A 24028-nucleotide genomic window follows, 5' to 3' on the forward strand; every position below is an offset into this window, starting at 1 on the left:
AGCGTCGCCGTATCTTCCCATCAATGTCAGTAGACTCAACCGCTCCAAGCGCGTTTCCTAGGCCCACCCACGCCTCGGAGAACGGCCATGCACAACACCCGCCAAACCCTAATCGCCGTCACCCTTTCCCTCACCCTGACCTTCGTGCCGTTCCTCGCCTTTGCCGCCTCGCCGCAGCCGGCGAAGGGCGAGCACGGCATGGTGGTGACCGCCCAGCATCTGGCGTCGGAAGTCGGCGTCGAGGTGCTGAAGAAGGGCGGCAACGCGGTCGATGCAGCGGTCGCTGTCGGCTACGCTCTGGCTGTCGTCTACCCGACCGCCGGCAACATCGGCGGCGGCGGCTTCATGACCATCCGCTTCAAGGACGGCCGTTCGACCTTCCTCGATTTCCGCGAGCGCGCGCCGCTCGCCGCGACCAAAACCATGTATCTCGACAAGGACGGCAAGCCGGTAAAGGGCGCCAGTCTCGACGGCTATCTGGCGGTCGGCGTGCCCGGTTCGGTGGCCGGCTTCGAGATGGCGCGGGAGAAATACGGTACGCTGACGCGGCAGGATTTGCTGGCGCCAGCCATCCGCTATGCCACGGACGGTTTCGTGCTGGAGCAGGGCGATGTGGCCTCGCTCCTGGGCGGCGTCGAGCGGCTGGCCAGGGACCCAGCGGCGGCTGCCATTTTCCTCAAGCCGGACGGCAAGCCTTATGCTGTCGGCGAGCGCCTTGTTCAGCCCGATCTCGCGGCTTCGCTTGCCGCCATTTCCGAACGCGGGGCGGATGCCTTCTACAAAGGCGCGACCGCCGACGCCATCGTCAAGGCGAGTGGCGAGAAGGGCGGCATTCTGGCCAGGGCTGATTTCGAAAACTATGCGGTGCGCGAGCTCAAGCCGGCGACCTGCAATTACCGCGGCTACGAGATCATTTCCTCGCCGCCGCCGAGCTCCGGCGGCGTCATCATCTGCGAGATCCTCAACGTGCTTGAGTTCTATCCGTTGTCCTATCTCGGCGCCGGTTCGGCCGAGACGGTTCACGTCATGGTCGAGGCGATGCGCCACGCCTATGTCGACCGCAATTCGGCGCTCGGCGATCCCGGCTTCATCGACAATCCGGTCGCAAAACTGCTCGACAAGAATTACGCCAGGGAAATTCGCGAAAAGATCGATCCGTTCCGGGCCGGCGTCTCGCAGGAATTGATGCCGAAGGGCTTTGGCGAGAGCAGCGAGACGACGCATTTTTCGATCATCGACAATGATGGCAATGCCGTCGCGGTAACCTACACGCTGAACGGCTCGTTCGGCGCCGGCGTCGTCGCCGCCGGCACCGGCATCCTGCTCAACAACGAGATGGACGATTTCACCCAGAAACCCGGCGTGCCCAATCTCTATGGCCTGGTCCAGGGCGAGGCGAATGCGATCGCGCCGAAAAAGACGCCGCTGTCGTCGATGAGCCCCACCATCCTCGCCAAAGACGGCAAGCCGTTCATGGTCATCGGCAGCCCCGGCGGTTCCCGCATCATCACCATCACGCTGGAGGCGATCGTCAACGTCGTCGACCACGGCATGAACATCCAGGAGGCCATCGACGCACCGCGCATCCATCACCAATGGTTGCCCGACACGGTCTATATCGAACCTTTCGGCCTGTCGCCCGATACCGAAAAGCTGCTTACCGGCATGGGCTACCGTCTCGATCTTGCCGACACGACCTGGGGCCAGGCGGCCGGCATCCTGGTCGGCGGCAAGAGCCTGGCGGAAATCGAGAAGGGTGGCGGCGCCCGCTACAATGGCGCCATCGACAGCCGCGCCGCAGCCGGCAAGGCTATCGGGTATTAAACCCCAAAAAGTGGGAACCGGTTTTCGGATAAGATCATGGTCAACAAGAAGATTGCGCCTTGCTTCAGGTGACCAGCGCGATTGTCGACGCAATCAACATCAGCGCCGCGATGCCGACGAACAGCGCGTAGATGCGCGGCCGGTCGAGCAGAAGCGCATTGCCGGATATCCATGCTGCAGTGGCGCCACCAAGCGCGAAAAAGAAGGTGCTGCGGCGCCCGAAGCTCAAGCCGGCAGCCATCAGGCCACCGATGATCAGGGCGCCGAACACGATGATCACGGCGACGGCGTATTTTTCGAAATCGTTGCTGCCGGCGCTCGGGCCGATTGCGTTCAACCTCGACAGATCGTCCGGATCGAACGGGCTGGTCGACCCATATTCGTCTTGACCGACAGGCTCATGCATTATTCGTTCTCCGCAAACCGACAGCAAATCATCAAGCCTCGCCGAGCGCAACCGCTCGCCGAATGTGATCGGCACGGTGTTCAACACTTTCTGGCGACGGCTTGCCAGAGATTTTTGAATTCGCGCTTGGATCGCCGCCCCGCTGCGCGGCTTGGTCAAGCGCTTTGCAGAAGTTGAATCTTCATGCCGCTCTGGCCAAAGACTGAGTTGCCTGAACGGAAGCTCCAAGCACCGCCTGTGCGGTGTCGGCCTGCCTTTCATCGACATGCGCCAGCACCAGGATCACACCCTGTTCGGCATCCGGCTTGCCTGGCTGCCTGCCGCTAGCGGACGATGTGTCGAAAAGCCTGCCGGCAACGCAGCCCAAGGCTGCACCGACGAGGGCAGATGCCAGCAATCCCGCGCCGACGGGATCGATGCCTGGGATATCAAAGGCGCCGAGGCCGGCCAACAAACCCGCCGCCGCGCCAAGGGCGGCACCGCTGCCTGGACCGCGCAAGACGGCGCCGATTTCATCATCGTAGGGTCCGATGACGCTGATCTGGTGGCGCGCAATTCCTGCTGCCTGAAGCGTTTCGACGGCACGCGCCGCCTGGTCATGGGAATCGAAAAGTCTGCTGATTGTTCGCATTGAAACTGCCTGTGAGGCCCCCCGGCCGTCCATGTACGGCGGGTTCCTGCCGAGCGACGACGCCGCGGAGCCGCCTAACGCAAACGTCACCCGCCGCTCATTCTGAGCGGCGGGTGACGGCTGCCTGAATTTTCACGTCACTCGATGATCTTGACGATCTTGCGCGTGCCGGGATCGACGACGACGGTGCGGTTGTCGACGACGACATAGCGGTATTTGACGTTGGGGACTTCATGAAGCTCGACTGTATCGGGAAGCGTTGAGCCGATATTGAGCTCCACCCCAGGGATTTTCACCGAGGCCAGCGGCTGCTTCTTCACATACTCCTTGATGACCGTTTCCTGCTCCGGCTCGATGACGACGTCTTGCGCCGCAACGGCTCCGACGCCTGCCAGCAGCAGAAATCCCGCCACTGCGGTGGAAAAATGCATTCTCATGGATCGTCTCCTTTGCGAACTCGGTCCGCTCTTCACGCCAAGGCTCACTCGAACGGAAGGCAGCTGAAAACGTTCCGTCGACGGGGCTTCGGTCCTGCCCGGCAGGGACCAACCGACGTGTTACCGCAGGACCTAAGTCTGATCCGTGCGCGCAAAGGGTGGGTTTGCCGCGTGACCCGGAACCGTGGCGGCGCGTGGCCGTTTCGGGCTGCACGTGCCGGGAGGATTCCATGGAAAAGTCGACGGTTGCTCGCACCGATCTTGGCTGTTCCACTCCGATCGAACCCGACAGCTGCGCAGCCTGTCCCTTCCTGCGCCGATAGGTTCGCCCGTCAGTTTGTGGCGAGCGAAACCTCAAATTGCTGCGTGCGTCAAAGCTGACCCCCGGAAGCGAAGAGAAGGGGCGAGGAGAACAGAAATGGCCGACGACAAGAGCAAGCGAGACTTCAGCGACCGCAAGCGTGTTTCGGTGGATGAGTATTACGAGGTCGAATATTTCGCGCGGGAAAATGGTGTTTCGCCCAGCCAGGTGAGCAAGCTGATCAAAAGGACCGGCGGCGACCGGATGATCCTCTCGCAGGCGGTGAAGGCATTGCGCGAGCGCAAGTGAGATGGCGGCGAAGCCAACGGTGGAGAGGCACTGATCGCGATTGGCCGAGATCGCGGCCATCTGCCGACAACGTGCCCGGATGCCGAGCTTCGGCCAAGCGCAATGCCCCACTACTTCTTTGATTCCGATGAAGACGGAATCGTCTATTCCGACGATCAGGGAACCTTATATGACGATTTCCCGCTGGTCAGGAAAGAAGCCCTTCGCACATTGGCCGAGATGGCCAGGGATGGCCTTCCTCACCGCAGGATTGCAGTCAAGGTCCGGGACGACCGTGGCGGTATGGTCCTCGAAGTGGCTTTGACCTTTGCCGTCGAAACGCAGCATTTCGACGAGCGTATTTTCCAGATCGACTTGCGCACGAACTGACGCCTCGATCGTCATCGCGCCGACCATGAGTTTCTGGTGCAGCCGCATCTTCCCTAGACTGGAACATTAGAAGTCTCTAATTGTTATCCTAAGCAGCGGGAACCTCCCGGGTTTCTGCTGCAGATCGGGGTGCAAACCCGGTCGGCCCGCGCCCTCCGCCAGAGGCGCGGGCTTCGTTTGTTTAGCCGATGCGCAACGCCGTTCGGCAGCAGCATATTGGAGACCTGCGGGAGCATTCGTAGCATCAGTCGCTACCGCGGCGCCCTGGCGCCCAGGCAACGGAGCCCGTCGTCCGACAGGGCGGCGGGCTTTTGACCCCTTTGCGCAATCGGTGGAATTCTGGCCGGCGCCGATTCGTGTGGCATGGGTAAGGTGCCCCGACGCAGCGCCGGCCAAGCGGAAAATCAGGTCCGCCGCAGCCAGATAGTAGCCGGGTCAGCGCGGCAGGGAATTGCGTGATCGCGGAAGCTACCGCTGGCCTATTGCACTCGCCACGGGCCCGGCCTGTGCAGCGGCTGACCCGAGGCATTCATTCATTCTGACGATGCACCGGACGCCCCGACGGCGGAAATTGGACGCCGCGCTCGCTCTGGCCGGTGGTGTTCCCCCGCAGATTTCGGACGAAAGGCCATTTTATCCTTGTTGCGCCTGGATTCCTATCAGATCGTGGCAAGGATTGCCTTTCCGGCCGCGTTTGCCGGCGTTCTGCTGTTCGCCCTTTTGCCGGAGCAGCTCCTGCTGGGTCTTGGCCTGGCTTTCACGTTTGATCACGACAAGCTCAATCACGCCGCCGCCTTCGTCGTCCTGGCGGCTCTCGGAAGTCTCGGCTGGCCGGAACGCAAGGCGAAGCTGATCGTACTGCTCGTTCTCACGGGCGCAGCGATCGAGGGGCTTCAGGCCGTGCAACTGATAGGGCGCGACCCGGATCTGTTCGACTGGGTTGCCGACTGCGTGGGAATTGCGTGCGGACTGATGGTTGCAGGCTGGACAAAGCGGCTCGCTGGCGGATTGCCATAGGTGCTGAGAGCCTAACGTCGCCGGCGCACCCGCGCTCCAGGGTTGTGAAAATGGCCGGCGCCACTTGGGGGGCGCGTTGGGGTAAGTTGCCTGATCGGGCGCCGGCCAGGCGGAAAAATCAGATCCGCCGCAAAGTAACGTAGCAGGAATGGCAATGCGCGGCAGTAGCGTGATCGCGGAATGTCCGCGCTCGCGCCTCCGGTGCGGTGACCCGTTTTGGGTCAACAATTCTGGCACCTGAATTGCACTGTAAGCAATGCCGGGGAACACTCCGGCGATCGTCCCCGAATATGGGGCCTCGCCGCTTCGCAAATGGAGCGGCGGGCCTTTTTTTGAAAGTTCGGTGGCGTCGAAGGTTTCCGACGCGTGGGCGTCGAAAAGCGGCCGATCAGCGGCTTAGCTGACCACGGTGCGCTTGCCCGATTTCCCCGATCAAGTGCTTATTCTCACAAGAGAAATTCTAACGCGCGCAAGCTTCTGTGCTTGACACAGGTCTCGACAATTGGATAAGTGGATACACAGATACGCTTTTGACCGGACCAAGGACGTGGCAGCAGACGCAATCGAGCCGTTGGGTATCACGACCGCCGAGGAGGAGGCTTATCGCCACATTCAGCGGGCTCTGAGGATGGGGCGTTACCGGGCCGGGGACCGGCTGATCCCGGAAGAGATCGCGACGGAAATCGGCATGAGCCGCATGCCGGTTCGCGAAGCATTCCGCCAACTGGCTGCGGAAGGTCTTGTGGTCATTCGCCCGAACCGTGGCTGCATCGTCGCCGGGCTTACCCTCGATGAGATCTACGAAACCTTTGAAATACGCTCCGTGCTCGAAGGGTTGGCGGTGAGGCTTGCCATGCCGCACATCGATGTCGAAGTGCTTGAAGAACTGGAACGCCAGCTCGACCGGATGGAGCGCGCCAGCCAGACCGGCAGCAGCGACTGGGTCGTGCGCCATCAGGCCTTCCATCTGCAGATTTGCCAATTGAGCAACAGAGCCAAGCTGGTCCGGCAGATTGCCAGCCTGCACGTCGTGATCGAGCCCTACCTGCGCATCTGGTTCGACTATGTCGACAAACCCGCCAGCGCGCGCGCCGAGCACGAGATCCTGATCGAGGTGTTGCGGTCAGGTGATGCCGGCAAGGCAGAGATCGTCATGCGGGATCATATCGTCGAGACAGCGCCGCTTCTGGCTAGCTTTGCAAGTCCCGGCCGCCGCTAGGAATACCATCTAAATCGTTGAAGCCGGAAGATAATCCGGCACGACGAAAGGGAACTGCCACACCGGCAAAAGAGGAGATTGACATGAAAATTAGCCGCATCGCAGCCATTGCGTCGGTCCTGTTCGGCCTGGTCCACGCCGCTGTCGCACAAGAAACGCCAAAGGCAATTACCATTGCCACCGAAGGAGCCTACGCGCCTTGGAACTTCACAACGGCCGACGGCAAACTGGACGGCTTCGAGGTCGATCTCGCCAATGATCTGTGCGGGCGAATGAAGATCGAGTGCAAGATAGTCGCACAGGACTGGGACGGCATGATCCCCGCGCTGACCGTCGGCAAGTTCGACGTGATCATGGCGAGCATGTTCATCACCGAAAAACGTCTGAAGGTCATCGATTTTACCCAGCCATATGCGGTGGATCCCTCAGGTTTCGCGGTCGCCAAGGATAGCGAACTGGGCAAGCTCGGCATTTCCAACGAGCGGTTCAAGCTGGACAATGAAGCCTCTGCGCAAGCGGCAATCGACAGGCTCAAGCCATTGCTGAAGGGAAAGATCATTGGAGTTCAGGCTGCGACGGCAAACCTGGAATTTGTAAGAAAATACTTCTCGGACGTCGCCGAGATTCGCGAATACAAGACCACCGAGCAACACGATCTCGATCTCGCCGCGGGTCGCATCGACGCGCTCTTCGCACAGCAGACAGCGCTGGCTGCCACGCTGAGCAAACCGGAGTTCAGCGACTATACGCTTGCAGGACCAGGATTTGTCGGGGGTCTCTTCGGCCTTGGCTCCGGGGCCGGTATCCGCAAAGAGGACACCAAGCTGAAAGACATGCTCAACGGCGCCATCGACGCCGCGACCGCCGACGGCACGATCAAAACCCTGTCGCTTAAATGGCTCAAGAGCGACGTCACTCCAGTCAAGTAGGCGCTTGCCGGCGAACGGCCATTCCTGACCCGTTTCGGAGCTGAGCCGTTCGTCCTGCCGGGGATATCAATGGTTGACGCATTCCGGCTGCTTGGTTTCCAGAACGGAGGTTGGGGGGCTGCTCTTCTCATGGCGGCCTCGATCACAGTGCTCCTGTCTGTGCTGGGCTTTGCGCTTGGCGCTGTATTTGGCGGGCTGGCAGCGGCCGGGCGTCTCCACAACTCCCAACTGCTAAGGTTCTTGGCCCTTGGCTATTGCACGGTTTTCAGGGGCGTGCCCGACCTTCTGACCATTTATCTGCTTTACTATGGAGGTAGTGTCGCCCTGACCTCGCTTGGTCATAGCCTGGGCGGGTCCGGATTCGTTGGCGTTCCGGCCTTTGCCACTGGAACCTTGGCTATCGCAATCATCTCGGGCGCCTATCAAGCCGAGGTCTATCGAGGGGCTTACGTCGCCATCGACCAGGGACAGCACGATGCCGCTTGCGCGCTTGGTCTCAACCGGCTGCAGCGGCTGCGCCAGATTATTTTTCCCCAGCTCCTGAGATACGCGCTGCCAGGCCTCGGCAATGTGTGGCAATTGGTTCTGAAGGACTCGTCGCTGATATCGGTAATCGGCCTCGTTGAACTGATGCGCCAGGCACAGATCGCCGCAGGTTCGACCCGTGAACCGTTCATCTTCTACATTGCTGCAGCCTTGCTCTATCTGGCTATCGCTTCCGTCACGGGCAATGCCTTTTACCGTCTGGAACGAAAGGCGCCGTGGCGCGTCCGGTCGGCATGATAGATTTCAGGTTTTTCCTCGAAATCCTGCCGAAACTACTCGCCGGCCTGCCGCTTACGATGGAACTGGCCCTGACTTCCATCGTTGCCGGCTTCGTTCTTGCCGTCACATTGGCGCTTGCCCAGCAATCGGAATCGCCCTTCGTCGTCCTACCGATCCGTGGCTTCGTTGCCGTGTTCAGGGGGACGCCCCTGCTGGTGCAGATTTTTCTGACCTATTATGGCCTTGGTCAGTTCCGGCACCAACTGTCGGCAATTGGATTATGGGCCGTTTTCCGCGAACCCTACTGGTGCGCAATCATCGCGCTGACACTCAACACCACCGCCTATGGCAGCGAAATCCTGCGCGGCGCGATTCAATCGGTGCCACACGGCCTTGTCGAAGCGGCCCGGTCTGTCGGCCTGTCCACCTGTTTGACCTATCGGCACGTTATCCTGCCGCTGGCCTTTCGCCAGGCGCTGCCGAGTTACGGCAATGAAATCATCCTGATGATCAAGGGCACGTCTCTGGCTTCCATCGTAACCTTGATGGAGGTGACTGGAATTGCCCAGGGATTGATCTCCCAGACCTACCGCGCCTTTGAAGTCTTCATCTGCGCGGGCGCCATTTATCTCACTTTGAACTTCGCGATCATCCGTGCCTTGGCGGCACTCGAATACTGGATGTCGCGGCATCTGCGGCACCGCCCCTCGACGATGAGCGACGCCGCCTCTTGAGCACGACCAGAAGGGCATAGCATGCGAAATTTTGAGAAACCAACGCGCTCGGTTGTCGTTTCACGCGAGGCCATGGCCGCCACCTCTCATCCGTCGGCGACCCTGACGGCGGTGGAGATCATGGCGGCCGGCGGCAACGCCATGGATGCCGCCATCGCAGCCTGCGCGGTGCAATGTGTCGTCGAGCCAGCCTCGACCGGCATTGGAGGCGACTGCTTCGCTCTTCTGTCGCGAAACGGATCCGGCGAGGTCATCGCCTACAACGGATCGGGCAGGACACCCGCCGCCCTGACAATTGACTGGTTCCTTGAACGTGGCATGGCGGAGGTGGCCCGTAATTCTCCTGGCTCCGTCACCATCCCGGGGGCGATCGATGCCTGGACCAGATTGCACGCTGATCACGGGCATATGCCCTTCGATCAAATCCTGGCCCCCGCTATACGTTTCGCCGAGGAAGGCTACGCCATTTCACCGCGGGTCCATCGTGATTGGGCGTTGGAAGAAGAACTTCTGGCCTCTGATGTTACGGCGAAACGGATTTTCCTGCCAAACGGCCGCGCGCCAGACGTTGGCGAAGTGCATCGCCAGCCTGAGTTGGCTGCAACGCTGCGGCTGATCGCCAAGAAGGGACGAGAGGCCTTCTACACTGGCCCTGTGGCCGAAGACATGGTCGCCTATCTTCGTGGGCTCGGCGGATTGCACACACTCGAAGATTTCGCCGCGGCAACAGGCGAGTACGTGACCCCGATCAGCGCGGCGTTTCGAGGCTGCGATGTGTTCGAATGTCCGCCGAATGGCCAGGGTGTGATCGCCCTGCTGATTCTAAACATCCTCTCGCGCTTCGAAGCCCACGGCGACCCGCAATCCGCGGACCGGCTTCACCTGGAAATCGAAGCAACACGCCTCGCTTACGCCGCGCGTGACCTGCTCGTCGCCGATCCCGACACTTCCGAGGTCCCGGTGGCCGAGATGTTGTCGAATGCCTGGGCCGATCGTCTGGCCGGCATGATTGACCTAAAGCGCGCCCGCGCGGACCTGCCGGCGTTCGATATGCCGCTGCACAGCGACACGGTCTATATTTCCGTTGTCGATAAGGACCGCAATGCGGTCAGTTTCATCAACTCGGTCTTCGACAGCTTTGGCTCGGGCCTGGTCTCGCCACGCTCCGGTGTCGTCTTGCACAATCGCGGGCAAAGCTTTTCGCTTGACCCCAGGCACCCCAATGCAGTGGCGCCGAACAAGCGACCTTTGCATACCATCATACCCGGGATGCTTGCGAGAGACGGCCGGGCAGAAATGCCTTTCGGCGTTATGGGCGGCTACTACCAGGCAATGGGCCACGCGCACCTGCTGACGAAGGTGCTCGATTTCGGGATGGATCTGCAGGAGGCGATTGATCTGCCGCGGGTCGCCCCCGTCAGCGGCACCATGAACGTCCAGGCCGAACACGGGCTCGCTGGCGAAACCGTAGCTGAACTTAGCCGACGCGGTTTCGAAATCATTCCCGCCACGGACCCGATCGGCGGTGCGCAGGCCATTCGCATTGATTGGGCAAACGGGACCCTGCTGGGCGGTTCTGAACCGCGCAAGGACGGCTGCGCCCTCGGTCTGTAGAGCGGTTATGGCCAGAGCGGGATCCGAGATGCCGAAGACGTTTTCATCGACATTTGACCGGCGTCGCTGGCGCCATGGTCCAGATAATTCTCGCACGCCATCGACAACGGCAGGCAGCTGGATGTAGCGACAAATCATAAGTCGCGACTTGGGCTAATCTGGTGAATTGAGCGTGGCAAAATCGATCTGACTCAGGCGAGCGGGATCGCCGATCACTTCAATGGCTCGGATTTTCTCCCCTGCCGCGTCTATCGTCAGTGCATATCGCGCACGTCCGGTCGGCGCCACAACAATCCCTGGCGCCCCGTTCAGAAGCATTGGCGTCGCGAATTGCGTACGTGCCGCGAAGGCAAGAGCCCCCCTCGCAACTGTTGTGGACCCATGTGCTTCCACCGCTCTTCCGTCAGGAGCCGCAGACGAATCAACACGGATAACGACGTCCGGGTCGAGGAGGGCCACGATCGCATCAATGTTGCCGGAACGAACTGCGTTAAGAAACTCATCCACAAGCCGCCGCCGCCCGTTCAATTCAGCAGCGGAAACAGTGGGCTGACCCCGTATGCGACGACGAGCTCGGCTTGCCAGTTGCCGCGCCATGACCGGGGTGCGGCCGACGATAGGGGCAATCTCTTCGAAGGGCACATCAAAGACGTCGTGCAGCACGAAGGCGACACGTTCGGCAGGAGCAAGCTTTTCGAGTACGACACTCAACGCAAGGCCGACCGAATCGGCAATCGCTAATTCCTTGTCGAGGTCCGCGGCGTCTCCCGAATCCGCGCCCCACGCGGAGAGCGCCTGCAGAGTCTCCGCGCGTGATTTGCGCGCCCGCAGCATGTCGAGGCAGACGCGCGCAACGACAGTAGTGAGCCAAGCGGTAAGATTGTCGACGCTCCGGGCATCTGAGCGGCTGAGGCGCAGCCACGCTTCTTGCACTGCATCGTCGGCCTCTGTCGATGAACCGAGCAGGCGGTATGCAACCTTCCGCAGACGCGTGCGGTCAGCTTCGAAGCGCTCTGCCAGCCATTCATCCGGTTCCATCTGTCCTGCAGACGCTCGCGCGACGCTACGGCACCGGCCCCTTCTATGCCGTCTTGGCCTTTCTGACGGTTGCGACCGGCATGTGGATGTACGTGGCCGGTGCCCGCGGCGTGTGGACAACGCTGAGCGTAGGCTTGGCAACACTGGCGCTGTTTCTCGGTGCATCGGCCAATCGGATCGCCGAGAGGAAGTGGGTCCACCTGGTCGGGACCATCCGGGGCTCTGCAACAGGAGACCAAGGCAGCGACGTGGCGACAGCAATCGCCAAAGCCGAAAGGGTCAACGTCGTGACAACGGTCGTGCTTGGGCTCGCGCTCCTCTGCGTGGTTCTGAGTCGAACTATGGCGTAACAACTCGCAAACGCGCGGCAATCCACATTGATCGCGGGAATTCGTATTCCCTCAACCACCGGCTATTTGTTCAAGCTCAGTCCTTCTTGAACTCGAATAGCTCGATGACGTTGCCCGATGGATCTTCGAGCAAGATGGCGCGACCGGCACCGCCGTCGCTGATGTCGCCGCGGAATCTTGCATCAGCCCGGCGCAACCGCTCAATGAGCACATCGAGTCCCTTCGTAACGATCATAAATCGGTTCCACCCGCCCGGCTTCGGATCGCCGCCCGCCTGACCACCGCTCCCCGCACCTGGGGCGCTGAGATACAGCGTCAAGTCGTCACGCAGCAGCGCGGCGAACTTGCCCGGATTGTGCATTTCGATCTTGAAATCGAGATAGTCTCGATAGAATGCGACCGCCTCATCGACGTCCGCAACGATGTATCGGACGGAAGCCATTCAACCTTCTCCTCTGTCTTGGAGCTACAACAGTCAACTTCGGCAAAGGTTTCCCTGTCGGTCGAGCTGAGTGCAGAAGCGGGCCTTCTGGATGCCAGCCGAAAAAGTCGGATGAGGTTTTTGGACAAAAAGATCAACCTCAGCAGGTCTTCGCTGACCAGACCGTCGGCATCAAACAGGGCGAGGACCATATCTGGCTGGTCAGTTTCGTGGACTATGATCTGGGATATATCGACCTGGAACAGAGAACGTTGCAGACCATCGACAACCCGTTCGGCACGAGGTTGTCACCCATGTCTCCGGTATAAACCGTAACCTATGTGTCCAGAATGGACCGGAGGTGGATGGTGCCCAGAGGCGGATTCGAACCACCGACACGCGGATTTTCAGTCCGCTGCTCTACCAACTGAGCTATCTGGGCCTGCTCCGGCGGGCGGCAATCTGCACACCGGGTTCATGAAAGCGCCGTCGGCACCCCTTGAAAGCGCGTGGGTTATAGCACGGGAATTCGGCCTGTCCAGCGCTTAGAGCATGATCCCGAAAAGTGGAATCCGGTTTTCGGAAAAAAGATTATGCTCAGACAAAAAGCATGATCCCGAAAAGTGGAATCCGGTTTTCGGAAAAAGATTATGCTCAGACAAAAAGCATGATCCCGAAAGTGGAATCCGGTTTTCGGAAAAGATCATGCTCAGACAAAAGTACGCCTCCGGCGAAGGCCGCCTTGCGCGAGCACGGCACGGTAGCGAGGCTGCGCTCTTAAGATCGTCCTTACGACCGTAGCTAGCAGCACAGCATGAGCCATGTGACATTATTGACCGGGCCGGAGCGGCGGCGTCGTTGGAGTGAAGAGGATCAGTGCCGGATACTGGCCGCGGCATTCGCGCCCGGAGCCACGGTGGCGGCGGTGGCGCGTCAGTGCGATGTCGCGACCAGCCTGATCTATAAGTGGCGCCGCACGGTGAGAGCCCGCGAGACGGGCTTTGCCGAAGTTGTCGTGGTTCCCGATAAGCTTGTCGCCGCTTCGGTGCCGGCGGCGCCGCCAGCGGTGATCGAGCTGGAGATCGCCGGCAAGGTGCGGCTGCGGATTCCGCTGACCACGCCGCCGACACTGGCGGCGGCGATGGTGAAGGCGCTGGGCGTTTCATGATCCCGGTTCCGAGCCAGGTGCGGATCTGGTTGGCGGTCGGCCGGACCGATATGCGTCGCGGGATGCAAGGGCTCGCTCTGCAGGTTCAGGAGACGTTGGGCCGGGATCCGCATGCCGGCGATCTTTATGTCTTCCTTATCTGGCATGATGGGCTCGGCATGTCGCTATATGCAAAACGGCTCGAGAAGGGCCGGTTTCTATGGCCGTCGCCGGCGGACGGCACGGTTTCCATATCACCGGCGCAGCTCGCCTACATGCTCGACGGGATCGATTGGCGCAACCCGCGTCACACGTTCCGCCCGCAGCGCGCGGGCTGAGTTTTTCTTTGAGTTTGCGCCATTTTCCGCGAGTCAGCGGACGCGTTTTATGATTCATTCCAGGGCATGGTTGCCACCGCCCAGGATGCTGTTCCGGACGATATCGGCGCGCTGAGAGCAGCGCTGACCGCGGCGCTGGCCAGAGCCGAAGACGAGGCCGCGCGCGCTGCGCTGGTCGAGGCCGAACTGGCGGTCGCCAGGGCCAAGGCATCGGGTGATGCGGCGCTGATCGCACATCAGGATCTGACGATCCGGAAGCTGCAGCGGGCGCTGCATGGTCAGAGTTCTGAACGCTCAGCCCGTCTGCACGACCAGATGGAGCTCACCTTCGAGGAACTCGAGAGCACGGCGACGGAAGACGAGATCGCCGCCGAACAGGCCGCGGCCCGGACCACCGAGGTGGCGCCTTATGTGCGCAAACGACCAGCGCGCCAGCCATTTCCCGAGCATCTGCCACGCGAACGCGTGGTCGAGCCGGCGCCGAGCGCTTGCCACTGCTGTGGCGGTCATCGGCTGCGCAAGCTTGGTGAGGATATCACCGAGACGCTGGAGGTGGTGCCGCGGCAATGGAAGGTGATCCAGCACGTGCGGGAGAAGTTCACCTGCCGCGACTGCGAGACGATCAGCCAGGCTCCGGCGCCGTTCCACGCCACCCCGCGCGGCTGGGCCGGTCCCAGCCTGCTGGCGATGATCCTGTTCGAGAAGTTCGGCCAGCATCAGCCGCTCAACCGTCAGGCTGAACGCTATGCCCGCGAAGGCGTGCCGCTCAGCCTGTCGACGCTTGCCGACCAGGTCGGCGCCGGCGCCGCGGCGCTGATGCCGCTGTTCAGGCGACTCGAAGCCCATGTGCTGGCCGCTTCACGTTTGCACGGCGACGACACGACGGTGCCGGTCCTGGCCAAGGGCAAGACCGAGACCGGCCGATTATGGGCCTATGTGCGCGACGACCGTTCGGCGGCGCCGATCCTCCGGCGGCAGTGTTCTACTATTCCCGCGATCGTCGAGGGGAACATCCCGCGGCGCATCTCGCCGGCTGGAGCGGCATTCTGCAGGCCGATGCCTTTGGCGGCTATGGCGATCTCTATGCGACAGGCCGTCAGCCGGCGCCTGTTCTGGAAGCCAGCTGCTGGGCCCACAGCCGGCGCAAAGTGTTCGAGCTGGCCGATATCGAAGCGGCGGCGCGCAAGAAGGCGCGCGGCGAGAAGCCCAACCTAGTCTATCCGCTAGCGGTTGAAGCCGTGAAGCGCATCGATGCCCTGTTCGATGTCGAACGCGAGATCAACGGCCTGTCGCCAGGCCAATGCCACGCCGTGCGCCAGGAGCGGAGCCTGCCGCTGGTCACCGAGCTCGAGAGCTGGATGATCGAGACGCGCGACAAGCTCTCGCGCGGGCACGACCTGATCAAGGCGTTCAACTACATACTGCGCGCTGGTCATCCTTCACCCGGTTCCTCGACGATGGGCGGATCTGCCTATCCAACAATGCAGCCGAGCGAGCCCTGCGCGGCATCGCTCTCGGCAGAAAGTCCTGGCTGTTCTGCGGTTCCGATCGCGGCGGACAGCGCGCTGCCGTTCTCTACAGCATGATCGTCAGCGCCAAGATGAACGATATCGACCCGCAGGCCTGGCTCGCCGACGTCCTCGCCCGGATTAACGATTACCCGGAATTGAAGCTTGACGAACTGCTGCCCTGGAACTGGCGGCCGTTCGTAAATCAGACCAAGCTTGTAGCATGACCCCTACGGCGCCTTCCGATCACGTGGCACTGCGCAACACGTTTGTGCGCCCCTTTTACCTTAGTCTCCTGCATGCAAATTTCAGACGCCCCGATCGGGCTGATGGCAGCGGCATCAGACAAGCGATCGTAAATGCCGCGAACACCATTTCGGACGAACAAATCGAAAGACTTTTGATCGAGCGCGAGTGGCGGGGTCGCCTCTGTGCTGCTTGGTTTATAGGTCTCAGCAAACGTACTCGCTTCGTCAACTTGATCGGCAAGCTGCTCCTCGCAAGCGAGATGGTTTACTCCGGGCAAGGATACTGCGTAGCGTTGGGCTTAGTCGGAGGCGAGCATTGTGCCGGCCTTTTAAGATCATACCTCAATGCCTACCTACCTCTAAATGGTCGAGTTTATAACCAGAATTGGGCGATAGGAGCACTCGCTCACATCGAAGCTGTCCCCGCTCCAGAATTCCTCGATCAGACTCTTTGGCGGCATGGTGATTACTTCATGGATCCTCAAAATGGGATCGAAGAATTTAGCAGGATAATCTCTTACCTTTACCAGAACCACATGATCCATGACGCGAGCTGACGACGCCCGAGCCGCTATCTTCACTCGGTGCGCTTAATACCTGCGGTCTTCACCGGATGCGTACAGGCAAAACGCCAGAACCTGTTCCGTCCGACAGTGCCCGGATGGAACAAGTTCTGGACATTGATTTCAGTCGGAAGCGACAGGCAGTCCGCAAGGCCGATCATCGGTCACGATCGCGGCTGCGAAACCGTCCCAAGCCTGTGGAAAACCGCAAGTGGACGGTGCTATTTCTGGTCGTCGTTCTCATCCTCGTCGTCGCGGCCCGGGATGACGTAGACCCCCTTCAGCCAGCGGTTGAGGTCGATGTCCTTGCAGCGCGTCGAGCAGAACGGGTAAGTTTCGCGCGCCGATGGCTTGCCGCATTCCGGGCATGGCCGCTTGGGCCGCAACGGCGTGACCTTGTCGTCCGGGCTCATAGCCGCGTACCCGACAGCCAGTTGGCCTGCACCTTGAAGCCTTCGCCGCTGAGCAGCGCCACCGTCTCGTAGAGCGGCAGGCCGACGACGTTGGTGTAGGAGCCGACAAGCTTGACGACGAAGGCGCCGGCAAGCCCCTGGACGGCATAGCCGCCGGCCTTGCCGCGCCATTCTCCCGACGCGATGTAGGCCTCGATCTCCTCGCGCGGCAGCCGCTTGAAGCGCACCCTGGTTTCGACCAGCCGCAAGCGCTGCTTGCCGCCTGGCGTGATCAGGCAGATGCCGGAATAGACGCGGTGCGAACGGCCGGACAAAAGCCCGAGGCAGTTGGCGGCGTCATCGAGCGTCTCGGCCTTGGGCAGGATGCGCCGCCCGACGGCGACCACGGTGTCGGCGGCCAGCACGAATGTCGGCACGTAGTCGGTCTCGGTCTTCAGCGAGGCCAGCGCCTTCTCGGCCTTCTGCGTCGCCAACCGCTTGGCCAGCGAGCGCGGATGCTCGGCACGCAGCGGCGTCTCGTCGACATCGGCCGGCAGCACGCGGTCCGGCTCGATGCCGGCCTGCTGCAGCAGCTCGATCCGGCGTGGCGAACCCGAGGCAAGCACGAGCTTCTGCAAAATGCCCATCGCGATCCCGGCCGGGTCCTTGAACTTACTTGAAGCGGTAGGTGATGCGGCCCTTGGTCAGGTCGTAGGGCGTCATCTCGACCAGGACCTTGTCGCCGGTCAGAACGCGGATGCGGTTCTTGCGCATGCGGCCGGCCGTATGGGCGATGATTTCATGTTCGTTTTCGAGCTTGACCCTGAACATCGCGTTGGGCAGCAGTTCCGTGACGACACCTGGAAACTCGAGGACTTCTTCCTTCGGCATTCGATACCTTTGCTTGGATGGGTACTTCCAGCGCCCCGGCCGGAAAGTTGCGCGGAACCTATATGATAAACGTCCGCTTGTGAACATGCTTAATCCGCGGCGTTTTCAGCCCCGTTGCCGAGAAAACGGCGGCCGATCCGCGCCTTCAGCCGCTCGCGCACGTCGCGATAGGCAGCCATGATCTGCTCGCGCGTGCCGCTGACGCCGGTCGGGTCGGGCATCGGCCAATATTCGACTTCGACGGCCAGCGAACGGGTGAGCTCGAGCGCGGTGTGGTGGGCTTCCGGCGCCAGCGTCACGATCAGGTCGAAATAATCGTCCTCGAGGTCGTCCATCGTTCTCGGGTGCCGTTCGCCCAGTGAAAGGCCCTCTTCGGCCAGCACGGCATCGACGAACGGATCGCGTTCCCCGCCGCGCACCCCGGCCGAGGCGACGAAGGTGGTGGGCGGGAGCACCTTGCGTGCCAGCAATTCGGCCATCGGCGAGCGCACTGCGTTCATGCCGCAGACAAACAGGATCGAGCGGGGCAGGATCGGGCGGGGCAGCGGGGCGGCCAGTTCAGCCTCGCCAGTGCAGCACGCAAACCAGCGTGAACAGCCGGCGCGCCGTGTCGAAGTCAATCTCGATCTTGCCGGCAAGCCGGTCCATCAGCGTTTGCGAGCCTTCATTGTGCAGGCCGCGCCGGCCCATGTCGATCGCCTCGATATGGCTGGGCGTCGCGGTTCGGATGGCATCATAATAGCTTTCGCAGATCATGTAGTAATCCTTGACGATGCGCCTGAGCGGCGTCAGCGACAGAATGTGGGTGACCACAGCTGCGCCGTCCTCGCGCGTCACGGCGAAAACCAGCCGGGATTGGGCCAGCGACAGTTTTAGTCGGTACGGCCCGGCGCCATCGTCATTGACCGGTTGAAAACGGTTCTCCTCGATCAGGTCGAAGATCGCCACCGCCCGCTCATGCTCGACATCGGGCGTCGAGCGGCCGATCGTCTCGTCGAGCTCGACATCGATCAGCCTGGCGCGGGTTTGGTCGTAGTCGGACATGTCTACATGTTCAGCCGGATGCCGACGGAGCGTCCATGCGCATCGAGGCCTTCCGCCTTGGCGAGCGTAATCGCCGCCGGCGCCAGCGCCCGCAACTGCTCCGGCCCGAGCTTCAGGACCGAAGTGCGCTTGACGAAATCGAGCACCGAAAGTCCGGACGAGAAGCGCGCCGAGCGCGCTGTCGGCAGCACGTGGTTGGAGCCGGCGACATAGTCGCCGATGGCCTCCGGCGTGTGGCGGCCGAGAAACACCGCACCGGCATTGCGCATTCGCGCCAGGAAAGCTTCGGGGTCGTCGATGGCAAGCTCGACATGTTCGGCGGCGATGCGGTCGACCAGCGGCAGTGCCGCCTCGATCGTCGGCACCAGGATCACCGCGCCGAAATCGCGCCAGCTCGCCGCCGCCGTTTCTCCGCGCGGCAGGTTCTGCAACTGCCGCTCCACCGCCTGTTCGACCGCTGCGCCAAAAGCAGAATCGTCGGTGATCAGGATCGACTGCGACGATACGTCGTGCTCGGCCTGGGCGAGCAGGTCGGCGGCGATCCAGTCCGGATCGTTGCTGCCGTCCGCCACAACCAGCACTTCCGAAGGCCCGGCGATCATGTCGATGCCGACCGTTCCGAACACCTGGCGCTTGGCCGCCGCGACATAGGCATTGCCGGGGCCGACGATCTTGGCGACGGGTTTTATCGTTTCGGTGCCATAGGCAAGGGCGGCGATCGCCTGGGCGCCACCGACGCGGTAGATTTCTGAGACGCCGGCAAGGTCGGCTGCCACCAGCACGAGCGGCGGCACGTCGCCGCCGGAGGCCGGCACCACCATGGCGATGCGCTCGACGCCGGCGACCTTGGCCGGCACCGCGTTCATCAGCACCGAGCTCGGATAGCTCGCCGTGCCGCCCGGCACATAGAGCCCCACGGCCTCGATCGCCGTCCAGCGCGAGCCGAGCTCGACGCCGGCGGCATCGGTGTAGCGGTCGTCCTGCGGCAGCTGGCGCTGGTGATGGACGCGGATGCGCTCGCGGGCGAATTTCAGCGCCTCGACCGTTTGCGGATCGGCTGCATCGTAAGCCTGGGCAATGTCGTTCCTGGAGACGGCGATGCCGAGCTCGGCCAGGTCGCCGCCGCCGAATTTCTGCGTGTACTCGACCAGCGCGGCGTCGCCCTCGGCGCGCACCTTGGCGATGATCTCGCGCACCACGGCGTCGACATCGGCCGAGACTTCCCGTTTGGTCAGCAGGAACGCGGCAAAGCGCTGCTCGAAATCGGCGTCGGACTGGCGAAGCGTGATGGCCATCGGCTCAAACCCTGTGGGCCGGGCGCGACGTCGCTTCCCAGGCGCCGCCGACATCGGCAAGCCGCGCCTCGATGCATTCGACATCGAGCATGATCGCGCCGCCGCCCGAAAAGATCAGCTCGACGATGCCGGCCGGCTTGTCGAGCGCGAGAAAGCTGATCGCCAGCAGCGACAGCACTTCGTCGGGCTTGTCGCGGGCAATGCCGCTGGTCTTGGCGCCGAGCACCCGGTCGAAATGCAGCACAGCCTGCCGCCGCTCATTGTGCTGGCGAAAGAAGCCGGATTTGGCCTCCCAGACGAAGCGATTCATGGTCAGCACGAAGCGCTTTACCGAAGGCAGGTATTCAAGATCGCTGACCTTCATGACGGCATCCTGGACATGCGCCGAGATGATGCTCAGATCCTGATCGTCGAGCGCGACAAGCTTGAGGGCCATGCGGATTTCACACCTGAAGGTTGGACTATTCAGCCTTCTGTTAGGCGGTCTTTCCGGTCCGTGCAACCGCGCCACAAGCCCTGCGGAAAGGCTCTAGCCCGAAATGCGCTCGATCTCCGCGCCGCAGCCGGACAGCTTTTCCTCCAGCCGCTCGAAGCCGCGGTCGAGATGGTAGACGCGGTTGACCGTGGTTTCGCCTTCGGCGGCGAGGCCGGCGATGACCAGCGACACCGAGGCGCGAAGATCGGTCGCCATGACCGGCGCGCCCTTCAGCTTCGCCACCCCGTCGACGATCGCGGTCTGGCCGGACAGCGTGATGTGGGCGCCGAGCCGGGCGAGTTCCTGGACGTGCATGAAGCGGTTTTCGAAGATCGTCTCGGTGATGCGCGACTTGCCCTTGGCCATCGTCATCAGGCCCATGAACTGCGCCTGCAGATCGGTCGGGAAAGCCGGGAATGGCGCCGTCGTCACGTCAACCGGTGAAATGCCGGCGCCATTGCGCCTGACGCGGATGCCGGAATTGGTCTGCGTGATCTCGGCGCCGGTCTGCGAAATGATGTCCAGCACCGTCTGCAACAGGTCGGGCCGCGCGCCTTCGAGCACGACGTCGCCGCCGGTCATCGCCACCGCCATAGCATAGGTGCCGGTCTCGATACGGTCGGGGATCACCCTGACGCGCGCGCCCGACAGCGCCTCGACGCCGTCGATGGTGATGGTCGCCGTGCCGGCGCCGGAGATCTTCGCGCCCATGGCGTTGAGGCATTCGGCCAGGTTGACGATCTCCGGCTCGCGTGCGGCGTTTTCGAGCACCGTCTCGCCCTTGGCCAGCGAGGCCGCCATCATCAGCACATGGGTGGCGCCGACCGAGACTTTCGGAAACACATAGCGGTTGCCGACAAGCCGGCCGTTCCTGGTTTTGGCGATGACGTAGCCGGTGTCGACGTCGATATCGGCGCCCAGCGCCTGCAGGCCTTCGAGGAAGAGGTCGACTGGGCGCGTGCCGATGGCGCAGCCGCCGGGCAGCGACACCTTGGCTTCGCCCATGCGGGCCAGCAGCGGACCGATCACCCAGAACGAGGCCCGCATCTTCGACACCAGCTCGTAAGGCGCCGTCGTGTCGACAATGTTGCGGGCGGAGAAAGTGATGGTGCGCGAATAGCCTTCCTGCTGCTTTTCGCGGCGGCCATTGACAGAGTAGTCGACGCCGTGATTGCCGAGGATGCGGATGAGCTGCTCGACATCGGCCAGATGCGGCACGTTTTCCAGCGTCAGCGTGTCGTCGGTCAAAAGCGAAGCGATCATCAGCGGCAGCGCGGCGTTTTTCGCGCCCGAGATCGGGATGCTTCCGGCAAGCTTGTTGCCGCCGACAATTCTGATGCGATCCATGAAGAGCGTCCCCTCGGCTAAAAGGCCGTTTTAAATCGGTTGAGTCTGTTGCCGCCATCTAGACCATTGGCCGGCTTGGTTCAAGAAACAGGCTATTCCCCACTTTGGCCCACGCTGATTTGGCCAAAGTACCGGCGACCAACATAGCCGATTCGCATTAATCTTTTTTCATCGCCGCCTGCAGCCCGTCCGGCCGCTGGTCGGCGTCGCCGGTCCTTCGTGAGCGCAATTGCGCCTTGCGCTTCTGCAGATTGGCGCGCAACTGCTCGGCCAGCCGGTCCTTGCGGCCAGTTCCTGCCTTTTTCGCGGAACCATCCTTCTTCGGTGGCTTGTTCGGAGAAACTGCCTTGTCGTTCATCGTTCCGTCCCCGGCCCGGCGACCCGCCGGTACGGATCAAGGGATAGCCAACATTGTGGCACGGCCATGTCCGCAACGATCGCCTGGTGCGGCCTTTCAACCCGGCCCCGTTTGTGCCCTTGTCTTGGCCTTGCGCTTGCCGGTTCGATATGGCAGAAGCCCCGCCATCGGCGGCTGCGGTAGCTCAGTGGTAGAGCACTCCCTTGGTAAGGGAGAGGTCGAGAGTTCAATCCTCTCTCGCAGCACCAGATCACCTACCCAGCACACGTCAGGCCAACGGCGAAGGTGGGTCTTTGTCAGCAGGGAGGCGCCGTTCCTGGGCGACACGCGGCTGACCCGACCGACTTTGTTGCCACCGACAGAGCCCCGGAACATAATACCCGCAGCGCACCCTATGGAGTTACGCCCAGGGCGCGCAGTGCCTTGCTTGCCGCGACATATTCGATGAAATCGCGGGGGCAGTCGCGGACGGCTAGCCGGTAAAGTCGCAAGGCCTTGTCGGGATGGCCCTTGAGTTGGTGGAACTCCGCGGCATAAAAATCGGCCTCACACACATTTCCCCGGTTCCTGCTCGGGACCGGGTCGTCTGCTTCGGCGAGTGCCGATTCGGGCGTCTGCTCCCCAAGGAACATGCGAACGAGCGGGGCAGGCCATTTGGTCATGTCCAACTTACTGGTAGCCTCACGCAAATTGCTAACGCCGCTATTGCGCTGCTCCGCCAGATCCGCCCAAATCGCATAATAGGCATTGTCGGGTGCTAGTGCTGCCGCCGTGGCAAGATCGGCTTGCGCTTTCGCCGGATCTCGGCCGTAGAAATAGTAAATTCCCCTGCTTCCATACGGGTTGACATAGGTCGGATCGAGTGTGATCGCCTGGCTATAATCGGCGACGGCGCGCTCTGCATCACCCTTTGCGCCCCATGAAATGGCCCGGTTATTGTAAGCGTAGGGGTGTTGGGGATTGAGGCTGATCGTCTCGTCGAAATCGGCGATGGCGCGGTCGAATTCGCCCATCCTGTTGAAAACGAAGCCGCGGTTGTTGTAGGCCTCCAGATATTTCGGATCGAGCTCGATGGCGTGGCTGTAGTCGGCGATGGCGCGAGTGTCGTGGCCCTTGTGAGCCCAAGCGAGACCGCGGTTATAGATGGCCATGGCTTTTTCCGGATCGAGCTCGATCGCCCGGTCGAAGTCGCTGATGGCGCTGTCGTTCTCGCCCTTATCGAGCCAAAGAAGTCCGCGCTCGTTGTAGGCATCGGTGTCGTTCGGATCGAGGGCGATGGCGTTGTAGTAGTCCACCATGGCCAGGTCATTGTCGCCGCTGTCAGCCCAGGCGATCGCCCGGTTGTGGTAAGCGTTGGCGCGACTCTTCGGGCTTCGCGCCCCGTCCTCGATGATCCGCGTGCAGGCGGCGATCCGCTGTGAGCCTGCAGCGGCGCCTCCGCAATCGTCAGTATCCTCAGCCAAGGTAGGGGCAGCGAGCGCAAGCAGCACAACAAGACCGACCAGCACCCGCTGTGCCGCTTGAATTGACCGTTCGATTGGCCGCCCATCAAACATCATGCCAGCAGATTTCGGATCACAATTGCGGGTTGTTGGTCTCCTGCCAATCTGATCAAACAAATCCTGGTTCTGCGCAAGGCATCGCCGCAAAGAAAATGGGTTGATAAATATTGGATTGAGCTGATCGCTAGATGTGGGCTTGCTCGCGCTCGAGTCCGCGCTCCAAAGGAGGCTAGCACTACTTTGGCAGATTTTTAGCGGAGAGGGTTCTGCGGCAGTGGGGACAACGGATTGGGGGCGGCTGCGCGAGCGCGGTGAGGATGGCTTGCCTGACGGCGGGTAGGCTCGGTTGGGGCGGCGGGCCGAGGATTCTTTTTTCCCCCTCCCGCTTGTTTGAGGCGGCGAGATTGCAGGAAGGCGTAGGCGATCATCGTCATCAGCGCGTGCCGGTGCAGGCCCGTCCATGAGCGCCCCTCGAAGTGGTCGAGGCCAAGTTCCTCCTTGAGCTGCTGATGCGCCTGTTCGCAGACCCAGCGCGCCTTGATGGCGCCTGCGATCT

28 protein-coding genes, 2 tRNA genes and 4 pseudogenes are annotated in these 24028 nt (G+C 61.9%); 17 read left to right on the forward strand and 17 right to left on the reverse strand.

Translation table 11 applies throughout. The features are described 5' to 3' along the window. Positions 1-87 precede the first annotated feature (87 nt). Complete coding sequence (ggt, locus tag NKJ84_RS09250; RefSeq protein WP_352506212.1) at positions 88-1824, forward strand: gamma-glutamyltransferase; 1737 nt, start codon at positions 88-90, stop codon at positions 1822-1824. A gap of 64 nt (positions 1825-1888) precedes the next feature. On the opposite strand, the gene NKJ84_RS09255 is transcribed toward ggt (NKJ84_RS09250), so the two are convergent. From NKJ84_RS09255 to NKJ84_RS09265, 3 genes are all read right to left on the reverse strand, one after another. After that, complete coding sequence (locus tag NKJ84_RS09255) at positions 1889-2230, reverse strand: hypothetical protein (protein WP_292663955.1); 342 nt, start codon at positions 2228-2230, stop codon at positions 1889-1891. Between the two features lie 181 nt (positions 2231-2411). After that, on the reverse strand, positions 2412-2861 hold the full coding sequence (locus NKJ84_RS09260; RefSeq protein WP_352506213.1) for a hypothetical protein: 450 nt from the start codon (positions 2859-2861) through the stop codon (positions 2412-2414). Positions 2862-2998: 137 nt separating this feature from the next. Continuing rightward, positions 2999-3298, reverse strand: a complete 300-nt coding sequence (locus NKJ84_RS09265) for a DUF1236 domain-containing protein (RefSeq protein WP_352506214.1) — start codon at positions 3296-3298, stop codon at positions 2999-3001. 418 nt (positions 3299-3716) lie between these two features. On the opposite strand from NKJ84_RS09265, the gene NKJ84_RS09270 reads away from it, so the two are divergent. The 8 genes from NKJ84_RS09270 (at position 3717) to ggt (NKJ84_RS09305) (ending at position 10555) form a co-directional block, all read left to right on the forward strand. Next, positions 3717-3908, forward strand: a complete 192-nt coding sequence (locus tag NKJ84_RS09270) for a DUF3606 domain-containing protein (RefSeq protein ID WP_254820019.1) — start codon at positions 3717-3719, stop codon at positions 3906-3908. A 102-nt stretch (positions 3909-4010) separates the two neighbouring features. Further along, positions 4011-4277, forward strand: a complete 267-nt coding sequence (locus NKJ84_RS33200) for a DUF6894 family protein (RefSeq protein ID WP_352777886.1) — start codon at positions 4011-4013, stop codon at positions 4275-4277. A gap of 666 nt (positions 4278-4943) precedes the next feature. Next, complete coding sequence (locus NKJ84_RS09280) at positions 4944-5294, forward strand: VanZ family protein (protein WP_352506216.1); 351 nt, start codon at positions 4944-4946, stop codon at positions 5292-5294. A 547-nt stretch (positions 5295-5841) separates the two neighbouring features. Next, the gene (locus NKJ84_RS09285) at positions 5842-6513 is read left to right on the forward strand and encodes a GntR family transcriptional regulator (RefSeq protein ID WP_352506217.1); all 672 of its coding nucleotides are present in this window, start codon (positions 5842-5844) and stop codon (positions 6511-6513) included. Between the two features lie 83 nt (positions 6514-6596). Continuing rightward, the gene (locus NKJ84_RS09290; RefSeq protein WP_352506234.1) at positions 6597-7442 is read left to right on the forward strand and encodes a transporter substrate-binding domain-containing protein; all 846 of its coding nucleotides are present in this window, start codon (positions 6597-6599) and stop codon (positions 7440-7442) included. Between the two features lie 69 nt (positions 7443-7511). After that, on the forward strand, positions 7512-8225 hold the full coding sequence (locus NKJ84_RS09295; protein ID WP_352506218.1) for an ABC transporter permease: 714 nt from the start codon (positions 7512-7514) through the stop codon (positions 8223-8225). Further along, positions 8222-8941 (forward strand): ABC transporter permease, encoded by a 720-nt coding sequence (locus NKJ84_RS09300; protein WP_352506235.1) that lies wholly within the window; start codon positions 8222-8224, stop codon positions 8939-8941. Before NKJ84_RS09295 ends, NKJ84_RS09300 begins: the two co-directional genes overlap by 4 nt. A 21-nt stretch (positions 8942-8962) precedes the next feature. Next, positions 8963-10555: a gamma-glutamyltransferase gene (gene ggt, locus NKJ84_RS09305; protein ID WP_352506219.1), complete on the forward strand. Its 1593-nt coding sequence runs from the start codon at positions 8963-8965 to the stop codon at positions 10553-10555. A gap of 153 nt (positions 10556-10708) precedes the next feature. Here ggt (NKJ84_RS09305) and NKJ84_RS09310 read toward each other — a convergent pair whose 3' ends face one another. Both NKJ84_RS09310 and NKJ84_RS09315 read right to left on the reverse strand, forming a co-directional pair. Then, on the reverse strand, positions 10709-11593 hold the full coding sequence (locus tag NKJ84_RS09310; protein ID WP_352506220.1) for a sigma-70 family RNA polymerase sigma factor: 885 nt from the start codon (positions 11591-11593) through the stop codon (positions 10709-10711). Between the two features lie 426 nt (positions 11594-12019). Further along, the gene (locus NKJ84_RS09315) at positions 12020-12385 is read right to left on the reverse strand and encodes a VOC family protein (RefSeq protein ID WP_352506221.1); all 366 of its coding nucleotides are present in this window, start codon (positions 12383-12385) and stop codon (positions 12020-12022) included. Between the two features lie 126 nt (positions 12386-12511). Here NKJ84_RS09315 and NKJ84_RS33205 point away from each other — a divergent pair. After that, positions 12512-12693, forward strand: a pseudogene (locus tag NKJ84_RS33205) (transposase); the annotation flags it as partial. Between the two features lie 37 nt (positions 12694-12730). Here NKJ84_RS33205 and NKJ84_RS09320 read toward each other — a convergent pair. Beyond that, positions 12731-12806 (reverse strand) — tRNA-Phe (locus NKJ84_RS09320). 372 nt (positions 12807-13178) lie between these two features. Here NKJ84_RS09320 and tnpA point away from each other — a divergent pair. The 6 genes and pseudogenes from tnpA (at position 13179) to NKJ84_RS09350 (ending at position 16162) form a co-directional block, all read left to right on the forward strand. Then, entirely contained in the window at positions 13179-13532 is a 354-nt protein-coding gene (gene tnpA / locus NKJ84_RS09325; protein WP_352506222.1) for an IS66-like element accessory protein TnpA, read from the forward strand. Then, positions 13529-13849, forward strand: coding sequence for an IS66 family insertion sequence element accessory protein TnpB (tnpB, locus tag NKJ84_RS09330; protein ID WP_352506223.1), 321 nt, complete (start codon positions 13529-13531; stop codon positions 13847-13849). The genes tnpA and tnpB overlap by 4 nt, the downstream gene beginning before the upstream one ends. A gap of 66 nt (positions 13850-13915) precedes the next feature. Then, positions 13916-14740: pseudogene (gene tnpC / locus NKJ84_RS09335) on the forward strand (IS66 family transposase); the annotation flags it as partial. A gap of 35 nt (positions 14741-14775) precedes the next feature. Further along, a pseudogene (locus NKJ84_RS09340) lies at positions 14776-15350 on the forward strand (IS66 family transposase); the annotation flags it as partial. Positions 15351-15431: 81 nt separating this feature from the next. After that, complete coding sequence (locus NKJ84_RS09345) at positions 15432-15584, forward strand: transposase domain-containing protein (protein WP_352506236.1); 153 nt, start codon at positions 15432-15434, stop codon at positions 15582-15584. Positions 15585-15607: 23 nt separating this feature from the next. Then, positions 15608-16162, forward strand: a complete 555-nt coding sequence (locus tag NKJ84_RS09350) for a DUF6000 family protein (RefSeq protein WP_352506224.1) — start codon at positions 15608-15610, stop codon at positions 16160-16162. A 227-nt stretch (positions 16163-16389) separates the two neighbouring features. Here the strand turns inward: NKJ84_RS09350 and yacG are convergent, their stop codons facing one another. The 9 genes from yacG to NKJ84_RS09395 form a co-directional block, all read right to left on the reverse strand. Continuing rightward, entirely contained in the window at positions 16390-16581 is a 192-nt protein-coding gene (gene yacG / locus NKJ84_RS09355) for a DNA gyrase inhibitor YacG (protein ID WP_023677402.1), read from the reverse strand. Next, positions 16578-17207, reverse strand: a complete 630-nt coding sequence (locus tag NKJ84_RS09360) for a Maf-like protein (protein ID WP_352475886.1) — start codon at positions 17205-17207, stop codon at positions 16578-16580. Before NKJ84_RS09360 ends, yacG begins: the two co-directional genes overlap by 4 nt. Before the next feature lie 25 nt (positions 17208-17232). Further along, complete coding sequence (infA, locus tag NKJ84_RS09365; RefSeq protein ID WP_006200926.1) at positions 17233-17451, reverse strand: translation initiation factor IF-1; 219 nt, start codon at positions 17449-17451, stop codon at positions 17233-17235. An 89-nt stretch (positions 17452-17540) separates the two neighbouring features. Continuing rightward, the gene (locus NKJ84_RS09370) at positions 17541-18008 is read right to left on the reverse strand and encodes an arsenate-mycothiol transferase ArsC (protein WP_292663983.1); all 468 of its coding nucleotides are present in this window, start codon (positions 18006-18008) and stop codon (positions 17541-17543) included. Position 18009: 1 nt separating this feature from the next. Then, positions 18010-18495, reverse strand: coding sequence for a UPF0262 family protein (locus NKJ84_RS09375; RefSeq protein ID WP_352475885.1), 486 nt, complete (start codon positions 18493-18495; stop codon positions 18010-18012). Positions 18496-18497: 2 nt separating this feature from the next. Then, positions 18498-19790: a histidinol dehydrogenase gene (gene hisD, locus NKJ84_RS09380; protein WP_352506225.1), complete on the reverse strand. Its 1293-nt coding sequence runs from the start codon at positions 19788-19790 to the stop codon at positions 18498-18500. A gap of 4 nt (positions 19791-19794) precedes the next feature. After that, on the reverse strand, positions 19795-20226 hold the full coding sequence (locus NKJ84_RS09385; protein WP_254820565.1) for a DUF2948 family protein: 432 nt from the start codon (positions 20224-20226) through the stop codon (positions 19795-19797). Between the two features lie 93 nt (positions 20227-20319). Then, the gene (gene murA, locus NKJ84_RS09390) at positions 20320-21612 is read right to left on the reverse strand and encodes a UDP-N-acetylglucosamine 1-carboxyvinyltransferase (protein ID WP_352475883.1); all 1293 of its coding nucleotides are present in this window, start codon (positions 21610-21612) and stop codon (positions 20320-20322) included. Positions 21613-21769: 157 nt separating this feature from the next. Beyond that, a complete protein-coding gene (locus NKJ84_RS09395; RefSeq protein WP_352475882.1) occupies positions 21770-21970 on the reverse strand; it encodes a hypothetical protein in 201 nt (66 codons plus the stop codon). Positions 21971-22143: 173 nt separating this feature from the next. Between NKJ84_RS09395 and NKJ84_RS09400 the strand changes: the two genes are divergently transcribed. Continuing rightward, positions 22144-22218, forward strand: a tRNA-Thr gene (locus NKJ84_RS09400). 144 nt (positions 22219-22362) lie between these two features. Here NKJ84_RS09400 and NKJ84_RS09405 read toward each other — a convergent pair. Both NKJ84_RS09405 and NKJ84_RS09410 read right to left on the reverse strand, forming a co-directional pair. After that, entirely contained in the window at positions 22363-23478 is a 1116-nt protein-coding gene (locus NKJ84_RS09405) for a tetratricopeptide repeat protein (protein ID WP_352506226.1), read from the reverse strand. 245 nt (positions 23479-23723) lie between these two features. Continuing rightward, positions 23724-24028: pseudogene (locus NKJ84_RS09410) on the reverse strand (IS701 family transposase); the annotation flags it as partial.

The sequence above is a fragment of the Mesorhizobium sp. M0048 genome, from assembly GCF_040323405.1.
In the GTDB taxonomy this organism is placed as follows: Bacteria; Pseudomonadota; Alphaproteobacteria; order Rhizobiales; family Rhizobiaceae; genus Mesorhizobium.

Excerpts from the sequence above, each read along its gene's own strand:
- ggt (WP_352506212.1), top strand. The coding sequence starts at position 88 with ATGCACAACACCCGCCAAACCCTAATCGCCGTCACCCTTTCCCTCACC.
- NKJ84_RS09255 (WP_292663955.1), bottom strand. The coding sequence starts at position 2,230 with ATGCATGAGCCTGTCGGTCAAGACGAATATGGGTCGACCAGCCCGTTC.
- NKJ84_RS09260 (WP_352506213.1), bottom strand. The coding sequence starts at position 2,861 with ATGCGAACAATCAGCAGACTTTTCGATTCCCATGACCAGGCGGCGCGT.
- NKJ84_RS09265 (WP_352506214.1), bottom strand. The coding sequence starts at position 3,298 with ATGAGAATGCATTTTTCCACCGCAGTGGCGGGATTTCTGCTGCTGGCA.
- NKJ84_RS09270 (WP_254820019.1), top strand. The coding sequence starts at position 3,717 with ATGGCCGACGACAAGAGCAAGCGAGACTTCAGCGACCGCAAGCGTGTT.
- NKJ84_RS33200 (WP_352777886.1), top strand. The coding sequence starts at position 4,011 with ATGCCCCACTACTTCTTTGATTCCGATGAAGACGGAATCGTCTATTCC.
- NKJ84_RS09290 (WP_352506234.1), top strand. The coding sequence starts at position 6,597 with ATGAAAATTAGCCGCATCGCAGCCATTGCGTCGGTCCTGTTCGGCCTG.
- NKJ84_RS09295 (WP_352506218.1), top strand. The coding sequence starts at position 7,512 with ATGGTTGACGCATTCCGGCTGCTTGGTTTCCAGAACGGAGGTTGGGGG.
- NKJ84_RS09300 (WP_352506235.1), top strand. The coding sequence starts at position 8,222 with ATGATAGATTTCAGGTTTTTCCTCGAAATCCTGCCGAAACTACTCGCC.
- ggt (WP_352506219.1), top strand. The coding sequence starts at position 8,963 with ATGCGAAATTTTGAGAAACCAACGCGCTCGGTTGTCGTTTCACGCGAG.
- NKJ84_RS09310 (WP_352506220.1), bottom strand. The coding sequence starts at position 11,593 with ATGGAACCGGATGAATGGCTGGCAGAGCGCTTCGAAGCTGACCGCACG.
- NKJ84_RS09315 (WP_352506221.1), bottom strand. The coding sequence starts at position 12,385 with ATGGCTTCCGTCCGATACATCGTTGCGGACGTCGATGAGGCGGTCGCA.
- tnpA (WP_352506222.1), top strand. The coding sequence starts at position 13,179 with ATGAGCCATGTGACATTATTGACCGGGCCGGAGCGGCGGCGTCGTTGG.
- tnpB (WP_352506223.1), top strand. The coding sequence starts at position 13,529 with ATGATCCCGGTTCCGAGCCAGGTGCGGATCTGGTTGGCGGTCGGCCGG.
- NKJ84_RS09345 (WP_352506236.1), top strand. The coding sequence starts at position 15,432 with ATGATCGTCAGCGCCAAGATGAACGATATCGACCCGCAGGCCTGGCTC.
- yacG (WP_023677402.1), bottom strand. The coding sequence starts at position 16,581 with ATGAGCCCGGACGACAAGGTCACGCCGTTGCGGCCCAAGCGGCCATGC.
- NKJ84_RS09360 (WP_352475886.1), bottom strand. The coding sequence starts at position 17,207 with ATGGGCATTTTGCAGAAGCTCGTGCTTGCCTCGGGTTCGCCACGCCGG.
- infA (WP_006200926.1), bottom strand. The coding sequence starts at position 17,451 with ATGCCGAAGGAAGAAGTCCTCGAGTTTCCAGGTGTCGTCACGGAACTG.
- NKJ84_RS09375 (WP_352475885.1), bottom strand. The coding sequence starts at position 18,495 with ATGTCCGACTACGACCAAACCCGCGCCAGGCTGATCGATGTCGAGCTC.
- hisD (WP_352506225.1), bottom strand. The coding sequence starts at position 19,790 with ATGGCCATCACGCTTCGCCAGTCCGACGCCGATTTCGAGCAGCGCTTT.
- NKJ84_RS09385 (WP_254820565.1), bottom strand. The coding sequence starts at position 20,226 with ATGGCCCTCAAGCTTGTCGCGCTCGACGATCAGGATCTGAGCATCATC.
- murA (WP_352475883.1), bottom strand. The coding sequence starts at position 21,612 with ATGGATCGCATCAGAATTGTCGGCGGCAACAAGCTTGCCGGAAGCATC.
- NKJ84_RS09395 (WP_352475882.1), bottom strand. The coding sequence starts at position 21,970 with ATGAACGACAAGGCAGTTTCTCCGAACAAGCCACCGAAGAAGGATGGT.